The sequence below is a fragment of the Limnohabitans sp. 2KL-3 genome (genome assembly GCF_001269405.1).
Lineage (GTDB): Bacteria > Pseudomonadota > Gammaproteobacteria > Burkholderiales > Burkholderiaceae_C > Limnohabitans_A.
This window is the reverse complement of record NZ_CXON01000001.1, coordinates 491,664-508,505: the sequence shown is the minus strand read 5'-3', so window position 1 is coordinate 508,505 and position 16,842 is coordinate 491,664. Positions and strand designations below refer to the sequence as shown.

Annotated in this window: 1 protein-coding gene (cut by a window edge); it reads left to right on the top strand. The window is 64.0% G+C overall.

Going from position 1 to position 16,842, the window contains the following annotated elements; genetic code table 11:
* Positions 1-17: 17 nt before the first annotated feature.
* Positions 18-16,842: the 5' portion of an Ig-like domain-containing protein gene (locus AMM41_RS02285; RefSeq protein ID WP_089952505.1), read on the top strand. It continues 25,415 nt past the right edge of the window; the window shows 16,825 of its 42,240 coding nt (coding positions 1-16,825); it begins with the start codon at positions 18-20; the stop codon falls past the right edge of the window.

Sequence of the window (16,842 nt, the reverse complement as noted above, 5' to 3'; positions counted from 1 at the left end):
CCAGCTGCCCCCCCCCCGTGACGGATGTGGACACCGGCCAAGCCTTCTTGAGCACGCCCACCACCGCCAGTTTGGCCGGCACGTATGGCAACTTCACGCTCAACACCGCCACCGGCACCTGGACCTACACGCTGGACAACAGCAAACCGGCCACGCAAGCCCTGGCCCAAGGCCAACAAGTCACCGACACCTTGCGCGTGACCAGCCAAGACGGCAGCGCCACACAAGACATTGTGGTCACCGTCAACGGCGTCAACGAAACCGTGGCCAAGCCCACCACCATCAGCGAAGTCACCGACAACGCAGGCAACCCCGGCGGGGCCACACAAAGCGTGCCCAACGGTGCCAGCACCAACGACACCACCCCCAGCTTCAAAGGCACCGGCACGCCCGGCGAAGTCGTCACGATCAAAGACGGCGACAAAATCATCGGCTCCACCACCGTCAACCCCGACGGCACTTGGAGCTTCACCGCCCCTGAGCAAGCCACTGGCCCGCACAGCTACACCGCCAGCACCCCGTCGGGCGGCAGCACCGCGCCGTTCACCGTGACCGTGGACACCGCACCGCCCACCATCGCCATCAGCGTGGACAAAGCCAACATCGGCAGCGCCGACACGGCCAGCGTCACCTTCACCCTGTCTGAGGCCAGCGCCGACTTCATCCGGGACGACATTACCGTCACCGGCGGCAGCTTGGGGCCACTGGTCCAAAGCAGCACCAACCCCCTGGTCTACACCGCCACCTTCACGCCCACGCCCGGAGCCACCCCAGGCTCAAGTGGCACCGTGCGGGTCGACAGCAACAAATTCACCGATGCCGCAGGCAATGCCAACGCAGACGGTCTTGAGGCCAACAACAGCGTCAGCGTCACCGTGGTCGCGGGCAAGCCCACCGCCATCAGCGAAGTCACCGACAACGTTGGCAACCCCGGCGGGGCCACAGCTGTGGTGCCCAATGGCGGCAGCACCAACGACACCACCCCCAGCTTCAAAGGCACAGGCACGCCCGGCGAAGTCGTCACCCTCAAAGACGGCGACAAGATTGTGGGCTCCACCACCGTCAACCCCGACGGCACTTGGAACTTCACCGCGCCTGAGCAAGCCACCGGCCCGCACAGCTACACCGCCAGCACCCCGTCGGGTGGCACCACCGCGCCGTTTACTGTGACCGTGGACACCGCGCCGCCCACCATCGCGGTGGCCATCGACAAAACCAGCATCGGCAGCGACGAGATGGCCCAGCTCACCTTCACCTTGAGTGAAGCCAGCAGCGACTTCAGCAACAGCGACATCACCGTCACCGGCGGCAAGCTGGGCACCTTGGTCCAAAGCAGCACCAACCCGCTGGTCTACACCGCCGTCTTCACCCCCGACGGCAGCGCAGCGGCGGGCACCGTGCGGGTCGACAGCAACACATTCAGCGACGCCGCAGGCAACTTCAACCAAGACGGCGCCGACACCAACAACGCCGTGGGCCTGACCATCACCGCCTCGCCAGGCAACGCGGCCATCACGCTGGCCCCCATCACCGGTGACAACCTGATTACCGCCGCCGAAGGCAGCACCCTGGTCAACGTCACCCTCACTGGCAAAGTCACCGGCGCGTTCACAGCAGGCGACGTCGTCACCCTGCGCGTGCACGACCAAGTGCTCACCACCACCGTGGACGCCGCAGGCAACTACAGCCAAGTCGTCAGCATGGCCGCCCTCAAAGCCGACGCAGACACCCAAGTGGACGTGTCGGTCGCCGCCAAAGACCCATCCTCTGGCCAAACCAGCACCGCCAGCAACAAGCAAAACTACACGGTCGAGACCAACCCCAACAGCGGCACCGCCTTGCTCATCGACCCCGTCACCGCTGACAACATCGTCAACCTGGCCGAATCCAAAGCCACCGACACCACCGTCACGGGCAAAGTCACGGGCGTGTTCGCAGCAGGCGACAAAGTCACCCTCACCGTCAACGGCAACCCCTACAGCGCCAACGTCAACGCCGATGGCAGCTTCAGCATCCCCGTCAAAACGCTGGACTTGCTGGCCGACAAAGACACCCAAATCGACGGCACCGTCAGCGTCAACGGCGGCGCGATCTACAGCGCCCAGCAAAACTACGCCGTGGACACCACGCCGCCTGCAGGCGCGGTCACGCTCAACCCCCTCACCCCCGACAACCTGATCGACGCCCAAGAGGCGGGCCAAACCACCTTGCCCGTCACCGGCAAAGTCACCGGCGACTTCAAAGTGGGCGACAAAGTCACCGTCACCGTCGACGGCAAGCCCTACAGCGGCACCGTGGACGCCCAAGGCAACTTCAGCATCCCCGTGCCCACAGCGGCCTTGATTGCCGACACGGACACGAAGTACGAAGTCACCGTCGCATTGACCGACGGCGCAGGCAACACCGGCACCGCCTCAGGCGTCAACGACTACAACAGCAACGTGGCACCGCCTGCCAACAACGTGGCCATCAGCTTGAACCCGGTCACCGGCGACAACATCATCACCGTGGCCGAGGGCCAAGCCGACAGCATCACGCTCTTTGGTAAAGTCAGTGGCGCCTTCACCGCAGGGGACGTGGTCACCCTCCGCGTGCACGACCAGATTCTTTCTACCACCGTGGACGCTGTGGGCAACTACAGCCAAATCGTCAGCATGGCCGCCCTCAAGGCCGACCCGGACACCCAAGCCGAAGTCAGCGTGGCGGCCAAAGACCCCGTCTCGGGCAAGATCAACACCGTGGGCACCAGCCAGGACTACACGGTGGAGACCGATGGCAGTGGTGGCAGTGGGGGTGGCAGTGGGGGCACCAGTGGCAAAACCGTGGCGATGTACATCGACCCGGTCACCGCTGACAACGTGATCAACGCCAGCGAAGCCAAGGCCACCAACACCGCCATCACTGGCCGCGTCACAGGCGTGTTCACGCCAGGCGACCAAGTCATCCTCAGCGTCAACGGCAAGCCCTACAGCGGCGCTGTCAACGCCCAAGGCGTCTTCAGCGTCAACGTGCCCACGGCCGAACTGCTGGCCGACTACGACACCCAAATCGAAGGCCGCATCACCACCAGCGCAGGCACGGCCAACGCGGTGCAAAACTACGCCCTGAGCGACAGCAACACCAACGGCGCCAACACCGCCATTGGCGGCACCAGCAGCGGCGCAGCCATCGAAGACAGCACAACCCAAGCCTCGGGTAGCCTCAGCGTCACGGGCGCTGCCAACAGCGCCGACAACGTGCTGCAAGCGCCTGCCAGCTTGGCAGGCACATACGGCAACTTCACGCTCAACACCACCACAGGTGCCTGGACCTACACGCTGGACAACAGCAAAGCGGCCACGCAAGCGCTCACGCAAGGCCAGCAAGTCAGTGACAAACTCACCGTCAGCAGCAAAGACGGCCTGGTCAGCAAAGACATCACCATCGCCATCACCGGCACCAACGACACCGCCGCCATCACCGGCAGCAAAACCGGCAGCGTCACCGAAGACGCTGCACAAAACACCGCCACCGGCACGCTCACCGTGGCCGACGTGGACACCGGCGAAGCCGCGCTGCAAACGCCCACCACCGCCAGCTTGGCTGGCCAGTACGGCAACTTCACGCTCAACACCGCCACCGGCGTTTGGCTCTACACCCTGGACAACAGCAAGCCGGCCACACAAGCTTTGGCTGCAGGCCAGCAAGTCACCGACACCTTGCGCGTCACCAGCAAAGACGGCAGCGCCACACAAGACATCGTGGTCACCGTCACCGGCGCAGCCGATGCCAGCACCACCGTCATCAGCGGCACCAACACCGGCACCGCCATTGAAGACAGCACCGCGCAAGCCTCGGGCACGCTCAGCGTCACGGGTTCTGCCAACAGCGCCGACAACGTGCTGCAAGCGCCCACCAGCTTGGCCGGTACTTACGGCAACTTCACGCTCAACACCACCACCGGCGCTTGGACCTACACGCTGGACAACAGCAAAGCGGCCACACAAGCGCTGACGCAAGGCCAGCAAGTCAGTGACAAGCTCACCGTCACCAGCAAAGACGCCTCTGCCATCAAGGAAATCATCGTCACCGTCACCGGTGTCAACGACACAGCTGCCATCACCGGCAGCAAAACCGGCTCGGTCACCGAAGACCAACTGGTCACCACCGCCTCTGGCGTTTTGACAGTCAGCGATGTGGACACCGGCGAAGCCCTGTTGGCCACGCCCAACAGCGCCACCTTGGGCGGCACTTACGGCAACTTCACGCTCAACACCGCCACCGGCACCTGGGTTTACACCCTGGACAACAGCAAAGCGGCCACCCAAGCGCTCATCAGTGGCCAGCAAGTGCAAGACAAACTTACTGTCAGCAGCAAAGACGGCACGGCCAGCCAAGACATTGTGGTCACCGTCAACGGCGTCAACGAAACCGACACCACCAACGGCAAAGCCGCCATCACGCTGGCCCCCATCACCGGCGACAACCTGATCAGCGCCACCGAAGGCAGCACGCTCACCAACGTCACGCTGACGGGCAAAGTCACGGGCGCGTTCTCGGCAGGCGACGTGGTCACCATCCGTGTGTTCGACCAAGTGCTCACCACCACGGTGGACGCCGCAGGCAACTACAGCCAAGTCGTCACCATGGCCGCGCTCAAAGCCGACAGCGACACACAAGTCGAAGTGTCGGTCGCGGCCAAAGACCCTGTTTCTGGCCAGATCAGCAACGCCAGCAACAACCAAAACTACACCGTCGAGCCCACCACCGGCACGGGCACGGCCCTGTTCATCGACCCGGTCACGGCTGACAACATCGTCAACCTGGCCGAATCGGGTGCGGCCAGCATCCCCGTCACCGGCCGCGTGACGGGCAAGTTCAGTGCAGGCGATGTGGTCACCCTCATCGTCAACGACCAGAAGTTCTCGGGCACCGTGGACGCCTCGGGCAACTACAGCATCCCCGTCAAGACCCTGGACCTGCTGGCAGACAAAGACACCCAAGTCGAGGCCAGCGTGAGCGTCTCGGGGGCCAACTACAGCGCCCAGCAAAACTACGCCGTGGACACCACACCGCCCACAGGCACGGTCACGCTCAACCCGCTCACGCCTGACAACCTGATCGACGCCGCTGAGGCAGGCCAGGCCACCTTGCCCGTCACCGGCAAAGTGACGGGCGACTTCAAGAGCGGCGACAAAGTCACCGTCACCGTCGACGGCAAGCCCTACAGCGGCACCGTGGACGCCCAAGGCAACTTCAGCATCCCCGTGCCCACAGCGGCTTTGATTGCCGACACGGACACGAAGTACGAAGTCACTGTGGCCCTCACGGACGGCGCAGGCAACACCGGCACCGCCTCGGGTGCCAACGACTACAACAGCAACGTGGCACCGCCCGCCAACAACGTGGCCATCAGTTTGAACCCGGTCACGGGCGACAACATCGTCACCGTGGCAGAAAGCCAAGCCGACAGCGTCACGCTCTCGGGCAAAGTCTCGGGCGCGTTCACGGCAGGTGACGTGGTCACCATCCGTGTGTTCGACCAAGTCTTGTCCACCACGGTGGACGCTGCGGGCAACTACAGCCAAGTGGTCAGCATGGCCGCCATCAAGGCCGACATCGACACCAAGGCCGAAGTCAGCGTCGCGGCCAAAGACCCCGTCTCGGGCAAAGTCAACACCGTGGGCACCTACCAGGACTACACCGTGGAGACCGATGGCACCGGTGGCAAGCCAGACACTGTGGGCAAAACGGTGGCCTTGTTCATTGACCCGGTCACGGCTGACAACCTGATCAACGCCACCGAAGCACAAAACGCCAACACCCCCATCACCGGCAAAGTGACAGGCAAGTTCGCTGCAGGCGACGAAGTCACCCTGACCCTCAACGACAAGCCCTTCAAAGGCACGGTCAACGCCCAAGGTGTCTTCAGCATCTTGGTGCCCACCGCCGACCTGGTCGCCGACCGCGACACACAAGTTGAAGGCAGCGTCACCACCAGCGCAGGCACGGCCAGCGCGGTGCAAAACTACGCCCTGGGTGAGGGCGCAGGCCCCAACCCGGTCAAGCCCGCCATCACCGAAGTCACCGACAACGTGGGCAACCCGAACAATGCCGCCGTGCCCTTGACCAACGGAGGCGACACCAACGACACCACGCCCACCTTCAAAGGCACAGGCACGCCCGGCGAAGTCGTCACCATCAAAGACGGCGACAAGGTGGTGGGCTCCACCACCGTCAACCCTGACGGCTCCTGGAGCTTCACTGCGCCCGAGCAAGCCACCGGCCCGCACACCTACACCGCCAGCACCCCGTCCGGCGGCACCAGCGCACCGTTCACCCTGAATGTGGACACCACCGCGCCCAAGATCGCGGTCAGTGTGGACAAGAGCAGCATCAACACGGACGAGACCAGCACCGTCACCTTCACCCTGGACGAGGCCAGCAGCAACTTTGTGAACGGCGACATCGCTGTCACCGGCGGCACCCTGAGCCCACTGGTGCAAAGCAGCACCAACCCGCTGGTCTACACCGCCACCTTCACGCCCACAGCGGGCGCTACCACTGCCAGCATCAAAGTGGACAGCAACGCCTTCACCGATGCGGCAGGCAACGCCAACCAAGACGGCGCAGACACCAACAACACGGCCAGCCTGAGCATTGGCACGGGCCTGGGCAAAGCCGCCATCACCTTGGCCCCCATCACCGGCGACAACCTGATCAGCGCCACCGAAGGCAGTACGCTCACCAACGTCACCCTCACCGGCAAAGTCACCGGCGCGTTCTCGGCAGGCGATGTGGTCACCATCCGTGTGTACGACCAGATCTTGACCACCACGGTGGACGCCAGCGGCAACTACAGCCAAGTCGTCACCATGGCCGCCCTCAAAGCCGACGCTGACACACAAGTCGAAGTGTCGGTTGCCGCCAAAGACCCTGTTTCTGGCCAGATCAGCAACGCCAGCAACAACCAAAACTACACCGTCGAGCCCACCACCGGCACGGGCACGGCGCTCTACATCGACCCGGTCACGGCGGACAACATCGTCAACCTGGCCGAGTCGGGTGCGGTCAGCATCCCTGTCACCGGCCGCGTGACAGGCAAGTTCAGTGCAGGCGATGTGGTCACCCTGATCGTCAACGACCAGAAGTTCTCGGGCACTGTGGACGCCTTGGGCAACTACAGCATCCCCGTCAAAACCCTGGACCTGCTGGCGGACAAAGACACCCAAGTCGAGGGCAGCGTCACCATCGCAGGCGGCTTGTCCTTCACGGCCCAGCAAAACTACACCGTCGACACCACACCGCCCACAGGCACAGTCACGCTCAACCCGCTCACCCCTGACAACCTGATCGACGCTCAAGAAGCGGGCCAAGCCACACTGCCTGTGACGGGCAAAGTCACCGGCGACTTCAAGCCGGGCGACAAAGTCACCGTCACCGTCAACGGCAACCCCTACACCGGCACGGTGGATGCGCAGGGCAACTTCAGCGTCAACGTGCCCACGGCTGAGCTCATTGCCGACCCGGACACGAAGTACGAAGTCACTGTGGCCCTCACCGACGGCTCGGGCAACCCCGGCACCGCATCGGGCGTCAATGACTACAACAGCAACGTCGCTCCGCCCGCAGGCAACGTGGCCATCACCTTGGAGCCCGTCACCGGCGACAACGTCATCACCCTGGCCGAAGGCAGTGCAGCCACCACCACGCTCAGCGGCAAAGTGACTGGCGCGTTCAGCGCAGGCGATGTCGTCACCTTCTTTGTCAACGACAAAACCTTCACCACCACCGTGGCTGCCGATGGCAGCTACAGCCTGAGCGTTGCCACAGCCGAGCTCAAGGCCGACTTTGACACCAAGGTCGAAGTCAGCGTCCTGGCCAAAGACCCCGTCAGCGGCAAGACCCAAAGCGCAGGCAACGCGCAGGACTACACCGTAGAGACCGACACCGTCCTCAAGACCGTGGCCCTGTCCATCGACAAAGTCACGGCTGACAACATCGTCAACCTGGCCGAATCGGCCAACACCAACACCCTGATCTCAGGCAAAGTGAGCGGCGTGTTCGCAACAGGCGACAAAGTCACCCTCAGCATCAACACCGTGGACTACACCGCCACCGTGCAAGCGGACGGCAGCTACAGTGTCAGCGTCAAGACCACTGACTTGCTGGCCGACAGCGACACACAAATCCAAGGCTCAGTGACCACCAGCGCAGGTGTGGCCAAGGCCATCCAGAACTACGGCGTGGACACCACACCGCCCGTGGCCAGCGTCGCCATCGACCCGCTGACCCCCGACAACATGATCGACGCCCTGGAGGCGGGCCAGCAAACCCTGCCCGTCACCGGCAAAGTCACTGGCGAATTCACGCCTGGCGACAAAGTCACCGTCATGGTGAACGGCAACCCCTACAGCGGCACCATCAAGCCCGACGGCAGCTTCAGCGTCAACGTGCCCACCACCGAGCTCATTGCCGACCCGGACACGAAGTTCGAAGTCACCGTCACCGTCACCGACAGCTCGGGCAACACGGCTGACGTCAAAGGCGACAAAGACTACGGCTCGGCCGTCAGCCCAGCAGATGCCAAAGTGGCCATCACCCTGGAGCCCATCACGGGCGACAACATCGTCACCGTGGCCGAAGGCGCACAAAGCAGCGTCACCCTCAGCGGCAAAGTCACCGGCGCGTTCACGGCAGGCGACGTGGTCACCCTCCGTGTGCACGACCAAGTGCTCACCACCACCGTGGACGCGGCAGGCAACTACAGCCAGGCCGTCAGCATGGCCGCCATCAAGGCCGACCCTGACACCCAAGCCGAAGTGAGCGTGGCCGCCAAAGACCCTGTCACTGGCAAAGTCAACACCGTGGGCACCGCGCAGGACTACACGGTGGAGACCGACGCCACCGCCGGCAAGACCGTGGCCCTGTCCATCAACACCGTCACCGCTGACAACATCGTCAACCTGGCCGAATCCAGCGCCGCCGAGACCACCGTCACCGGCAAAGTCACCGGTGTTTACGCCGCAGGCGACACCGTCACCTTCACCGTCAACAAAAAGCCCTTCACCGGCACAGTGACTGCAGACGGCAGCTACAGCGTCAAAGTGGCCACGGCCGACCTGATCGCCGACAGCGACACCCAAATCGAGGGCTCAGTCACCACCAGCGCCGGTGTGGCCAAGGCCATCCAGAACTACGGCGTGGACACCACCGACCCCGTGGTCAAGCTCAGCGTGGACACCGTCACCGCCGACAACTTCCTGTCCGCCCAAGAGGCGGGCCAGGCCCAGACCGCCATCACCGGCCAAGCCACAGGCGAATTCCGCGCCGGTGACGTGGTCACCCTCACGCTCAAAGACAGCAACAACAACGTCAAAACCTACAGCGGCACGGTGAACGCCGCAGGCGCTTACAGCATCAACGTGCCCAGCGCCGACCTCGTCTCGGACGCCGACACCCTGATCGAGGCCAGCATCGTGGCCACCGACGGCGCGGGCAACAGCGCCACCGCCTTGGCCCAGCGCGACTACAACAGCGCCGTCACCCCCGCAGACGCCAAAGTGGCCATCACCTTGGCGCCCATCACCGGCGACAACATCATCACCGTGGCCGAAGGGGGCCAAGCCAACACCACGCTCAGCGGCAAAGTCAGTGGCGCCTTCAGCGCAGGTGACGTGGTCAGCGTGTACCTCAACGACAAGACCTTCACCACCACCGTGGCCGCTGACGGCAGCTACAGCCTGAGCGTTGCCACCGCCGAGCTCAAGGCCGACAAAGACACCGTGGCCGAAGTCTCGGTGGCGGCCAAGGACCCGGCCACCGGCAAAATCAACGTGGCGGGCAACAGCCAGGACTACACCTTCGAAAACGATGGCTCGGGTGGCGGCACCAACACCAGTGGCAAAACCGTGGCCTTGGTCATCGACCCCGTCACCGCCGACAACCTGATCAACGCCGCAGAGGCCTCTGCCACCAACACCACCATCACCGGCAAGGTTCATGGCGTGTTCGCCGCCGGCGACAAAGTCACCCTCACCGTCAACAACCTCAGCACCTACAGCGCCACCGTCAACGGTTTGGGCGAGTACAGCATCGATGTCAAAACCAGCGACCTGCTCGCTGACAGCGACACCCAAATCGAGGGCTCAGTCACCACCAGCGCCGGTGTGGCCAAGGCCATCCAGAACTACGGCGTGGACACGGTCGTGCCCAACGGCGGCAAAGCCCTGGGCCTGGCCATCGACACCGACACCAACAACGACGGCTGGATCAACCGCAAAGAGCTGGGTGCAGACACCAGCGTCAAAGTCACCGCCACCTTCGACGCGGCCAAAGCCGAAGTGGGCGACAAAGTCACCTTCACCGACAGCGCCACCAACGCACAGCAAACCGTCACGCTGGACGCCGCCGCCATTGCTGCTGGCAAAGTCAGCGCAAGCTTTGCTGCGCCCGCAGAAGGTGTCACCTTCAGCGTCAAAGCCGTGCTCCAAGACGGTGCAGGCAATGCCACGCCCGAGGCCAGCGACAGCGCCAAGCGCGACACCTCCAACTTCGGCCCCGTCGACCCCAACGTCGACCCGGCCAATGCCGACAAAAACATCAGCATCGAGATCACCTCCGACCTCGAAACCGGTGGCGGCAACGCTGTGCTCAACGCCGCCGAGCTGGCCTCCGGCAAGATCAGCGTCAAAGTCAAGCTGTCGGCCGACGCCAAAGCCGGTGACACCCTGGTCATCGAAGGCACGGGCAATACCGCACAAACCATCACCCTGAGCGCCGCGCAAGTGGCCGCCAAGGAGGTGGTCACTGACTTTGCCAACGTGCCGGCCAACGGCACCAAGTTCGTGGCCACCGCCCAATTGAGTGATTTGGCCAAAAACATCAGCAACAAGGTCGAAGACTTTGCGGTCATCAACACCGACTTGCCAGGAGCCCCCAAAGTGGTCATCCTGGAAGACGCCAACGACAACAGCTTCATCGCCCGCGCTGAGCTGTCGGGGGCCATCGACGTCAAAGTCACCGTGCCTGCGGGCGCGGTGGTGGGCGACACCATCACCGTCACCGACGGCGTGAGCGCACCGCAAAACTTCACGCTCACCCAAACCCAAATCGACAACGGCATCCTCACCAGCTTTGCCGCGCCCGCAGACGGCGCGACCTTCAGCGTCAGCGCCACGCTCAAAGCCACGGGCGGCAGCACGCCCAGCAACGCCGTGAGCAACCCCGGCACCGACAGCGCCAAGCTCGATCTGACCGACTTCAGCAAAGTGGACCCGGCCAACCCCAGCGGCCCACGCATCAGCGCGGTGGGCGTGAACATCGACACCGATGCCAACGGCTTGGGTGACGGCATCATCACCACCGCCGAGCTGCTGGCCACCGGCAGCAAAATCAAAGTCACCATCTTGCTGCCCCAAGGCGCAGCCGCAGGCGACACCCTCACCGTCAACGCCAGCGGCAACAATCTGCGCCTGATCACCCTCACGCCAGCGGACATCGCGGCGCAAAAGGTCGTCATCACCGACTACAACAGCGTGGGCGAGGGCAACACCTTCGAAGTCTCGGCCAGCATCAAAGACCCTGCAGGCAACGCCAGCCCCGCCCCCGACGCCAAAGACAGCGCCATCTTGCGCACCGTCATCGCCGGCGCCCCCGTGGTCGTCATCACCGAAGACGCCAACGACGACGGCTTCATCAACGTGGCCGAGCTCAGCGGCGCAGTGGGCATCAGCATCAGCATCCCCACGGCAGCGCAAGTGGGCGACGTGCTCAAAGTCACGATCAACGGCGCGCCAGAAAGCATCACCCTGACGGCCGCGGACTTGTTGGCCGCCAGCATCACGCGCCAAGTCAGTGCCAGCAACGGCCAAACCGTCACCGCCAAGGCCCAGCTTATTGCCGCAGGCAACCAAGCGTCGGCCGAAGGCACCGACACGGCCGTCATCGACACCACCGCCCCCAACGGCGGCAAAGCCGTGGACTTGTCGATTGACACCGACACCAACAACGACGGCTGGATCAACCGCAAGGAACTGGGCGCGGACACCAGCGTCAAAGTCACGGCCAAGTTCGATCCTGCCTTGGTGGAGGTGGGCGACAAAGTCACCTTCACGGCAGCGGACGGCAGCGCCCCGCAAATCGTCACCCTGGACGCCGCCTCTAAAGCCGCAGGGCAGGTGAGTGTGAGCTTTGCCGCGCCTGCCGAAGGCGCCAGCATCAACGTCAAGGCCGTGCTCAAAGACAGCGCTGGCAACGCCACGCCCGAGGCCACCGACAGCGCCAAGCGCGACACCTCCAACTTCGGCCCCGTCGACCCCACGGTGGACCCGGCCAATGCCGACAAAAACATCAGCATCGAGATCACCTCCGACCTCGAAGCCGGTGGCGGCAACGCGGTGCTCAGCGTCGCCGAGCTGGCCGCAGGCAAGATCAGCGTCAAAGTCAAGCTGTCTGCCGATGCCAAAGCCGGTGACACCCTGGTCATCGAAGGCACGGGCAACGACGCACAAACCATCACCCTGAGCGCCGCGCAAGTGGCCGCCAAAGAGGTGGTCACTGACTTTGCCAAAGTCCCGGCCAACGGCACCAAGTTCGTGGCCACCGCCCAACTGAGCGATTTGGCCAAAAACATCAGCAACAAGGTCGAGGACTTTGCCGTCATCAACACCGACTTGCCCGGTGCCCCCAAAGTCGTCATCCAAGAAGATGAAAACGACAACTCCTTTGTGAGCCTGGCCGAACTCAAGGGCCTGGTCAACGTCAAAGTCACTGCCCCTGCAGGCGCGGTGGCCGGTGACATCCTCACCGTCACCGCCACCACCAACCAGGCGGTGGGCCAGCCACAAAACATCACACTCACCCAAGCCCAAATCGACGGCGGGGTGGAGCTGACCTACACCGCGCCCGCTGACGGCGCCACGCTCACCGTGAGCGCCACGCTCAAGTCTGCGGCCAGCGGCAACATCAGCAACCCCGGCAGCGACAGCGCCAAGTTCGATCTGACCGACTTCAGCAAAGTGGACCCGGCCAACCCCAACGGCCCGCGCATCAGCGCGGTGGGTGTGAACATCGATACCGACAACAACACAGCCGGTGGCGACGGCTTCATCACCGCCGCAGAGCTCACAGCCACCGGCGGCAAGATCAAAGTCACCATCAGCTTGCCAGCAGGCGCTGCAGCGGGCGACACCCTCACGGTGACCGCCAGCGGCAACAACCAACGCGTGATCACCCTCACGCAAGCGCAAATTGACGCCAAGCAAATCGTCATCACCGACTACAACAGCGTGGGCGACAGCAACACCTTTGAGGTGACCGCCAGCATCAAAGACCCTGCGGGCAACGCCAGCCCCACGCCCGACGCCAAAGACAGCGCCATCATGCGCACCGTCATCGCCGGTGCCCCGGTGGTCGTCATCACCGAAGACACCAACGACGACGGCACCATCAACGTGGCCGAATTGAACGGCACCGTGGGCGTGAACATCACCATCCCCACCGCTGCCAAAGCGGGTGACACCTTGCGCGTGACCATCAACGGTTCAGCGCAAGACATTGTGCTCACGCAAGCGCAAATCATCGCCTCCAGCATCACGCAAGAGCTGACAGCGCCTGCCAACGGCCAAAGCCTGACCGTCAAGGCCCAGCTCATTGCCCCGGGCAACCAAGCGTCTGCCGAGGGCAGCGACACCGCCGTCATCAACACCAGCGCACCTGCGGGGGCCATCAGCATCGACGCCATCACCGGCGACGACTTCATCGCCGGCCCAGAAAAAACCGGCAGCGCCACCATCACCGGCACGGTCACCGGCAACTTCCGCGCAGGCGACATCGTCACCGTCAAAGTGGGCGCTGACAGCTACAGCGCCGCCGTGGACGCCTCGGGCCAGTACAGCGTGGCGGGCGTGCCTGGTGCCCAATTGGCCGCCTTTGCAGGCCAACAGGTGCAAGCGAGCATCCTGGCCAGCAACGAGGCGCAAAACACCGCCACCTACACCGCCACACCCCGCCCCTACACGGTGGACAGCAACGCCGAAGCGCTCAAAACCGCTTTGACGCTCAATCCTGTCACCGGCGACAACATCCTTGACACCACCGAAGGGGCCGCGGCCAGCACCACACTCACTGGCAAAGCCACCGGCGCGTTCGCAGCAGGCGACGTGGTCACCCTCAGCGTGGGCCTGGCAGGCAACACCAAGACCTACTCGGGCACCGTGGACGCCGCAGGCAACTACAGCATTGCCGTCACCACCGCCGACTTGAAAGCCGACACCGACACCCGTGTTGAAGCCCGCATCGCCGCCACCGTGCCCGGCAGCGCCGCCAAGCAAACGGCCACCGCTGCGCAAGACTACGTGGTGCAAAACGCCACCAACGTGGGCAAGATCACGGCGCTGAGCATCGACCCCGTCACGCCCGACAACATCATCAACTTGGCCGACAGCACGGCCAACGGGGGGCAAATCGCCATCACCGGCAAAGTGAGCGGCGCATTTGTGGTGGGCGACACCGTCACCCTCACCGTCAAGGGCTCGCCCGTTGTGGGCAGCGTCAGCGCCATCGTGGGCGGCCAAGGCGTCTTCAGCATCAACGTGAGCGCGGCCGACCTGATCGCGGACGCTGACACACAAATCGAGGGCAGCGTCACCGGCACCGGCGGCAGCCAAGCCAGCGCCTTGCAAAACTACGCGGTCGACACCACACCGCCTGCAGGCACCGCCATCACCATCGACGCCATCACCGGCGACGACTTCATCAGCTCGGCCGAAGCGGGCGCGAGCGTCACCATCACAGGCTCCGTCACCGGCGAATTCCGCGCCGGCGACAAAGTCACCATCACCGTGGGCGGCGCCGACTACACAGGCACTGTCGATGCTTCAGGCAAATACACCGTCTCAGGCGTAGACGGCAGCAAGTTCGGCCCCGACACCGACCAAAAGGTCGACGCCAAGATCTTGGCCAGCGACAGCTCGGCCAACAGCGCCACCTTCAGCGCCACGCCCCGCGCCTACACGGTGGACACCAGCACCGAGGCCACCAAAACGGCCCTGACCCTGGACCCCATCACCGGCGACAACGTCATCACCTTGGCCGAAAGCGGCCAAGCCAACACCACGCTCACGGGCAAAGTGACCGGCGCGTTTGTGGTGGGTGACATCGTCACCATCACCTTGGGGCTGCAAAGCGGCAGCAAAACCTACAGCGTTGCCGTGGACGCCTCGGGCGCCTACAGCCTGGCTGTGCCCACAGCCGACTTGGTCGCGGACACCGACACGCAGGTGCAAGCGCGCATCGCTGCCACCGTCGACGGTCTCAAGAAAACCGCCGACGCCGCGCAAGACTACACCGTGGAAAGCACGGGCACCCTCACGCAAACGGCGCTGTCCATTGCCCCCATCACGGGCGACAACCTCATCAACCTGGCCGACAGCACGGCCAATGGCGGCGTCACTGCCGTCACCGGCAAAGTGACGGGCAAGTTTGCCAGCGGTGACATCGTCACCGTGACGGTCAACACCCAGCCCTACAGCGCTGCTGTGGACGCCTCGGGCAACTACAGCATCAACGTGCCCACGGCGCAGTTGCTGGCCGACAGCAACACGCAAATCGAGGGCAGCGTCACCGGCACTGGCGGCACAGCGGCCAGCGCCTTGCAAAACTACGCCATCGACACCACACCACCGTCTCCATCGGGCACCACGCTCACGATTGACGCCATCACCGGCGACGACTTCCTCTCCGCCAGCGAAGCGGCAGGCAGCGTCACCATCACCGGCTCTGTCACAGGCGAGTTCCGCGCCGGTGACATCGTCACCGTTGTGGTGGACGGCGCGAACTACAGCGCCGCTGTCAACGCCTCTGGCAAATACAGCGTGACAGGTGTGCCTGGCGCCAAGCTGGTGGCTGACTTCAACACCGGCGACAAAGCCGTCTCGGCCAGCATCGTGGCCAGCGACAGCTCCAGCAACGCCGCCACCATCAATGCCACCCCACGTCCGTTCACCTTGGACACCAACACCGAGGCGCTCAAGACAGCCCTCACGCTGGAGCCGATCACGGGCGACAACATCATCAACAGCGCCGAAGGCGCAGCCGCTAGCATCACCTTGACGGGTAAAGCCACTGGCGCATTTGCAGCCGGTGACGTGGTCACCCTCAGCGTGCACGACAAAACCTTCACCGGCACTGTCAACGCCTCGGGTGTCTACAGCATTGCTGTCACCACGGCCGACCTCGTGGCCGATGTGGACACCCGCGTCGAAGCCCGCATCGCCGCCACCGTGCCCGGCAGCGCCGCCAAGCAAACGGCAGAAGCCGCGCAAGACTATGTGGTCGAAACCGGCACCACCGTGGGCAAGCTCACGGCCATCAGCCTGGACCCTGTCACCGCTGACAACATCATCAACGCTGCAGAAAACACCGGCTCCATCACCCTCACGGGCAAGGTGACGGGCGCATTTGCAGCCACCAACATCGTGACCATCATGGTCAACGGCACCGGCTACACCGGCGCAGCGGGCAACGGCACCTTCAGCATCCCTGTGCCCGCAGCGCAACTGGTGGCTGACAGCAACACCACCATCGAAGCGAGCGTCACCGGCACCGGTGGCACAGCGGCCAACGCACTGCAAAACTACGCGGTGGACACCGTGGTGCCGCAAGGCGCCATCAGCATCGACGCCATCACGGGCGATGACTTCCTGAACGCGGCCGAGCAAGGTGGCAGCGTCACCATCACTGGCACCGTCACGGGTGAGTTCCGCGCTGGAGACATCGTCACCCTCACCGTGGACGGCACTGGCTACAGCGCCGCCGTGAACGCCTCGGGCCAATACAGCGTCTTGGGCGTGCCGGGCAGCA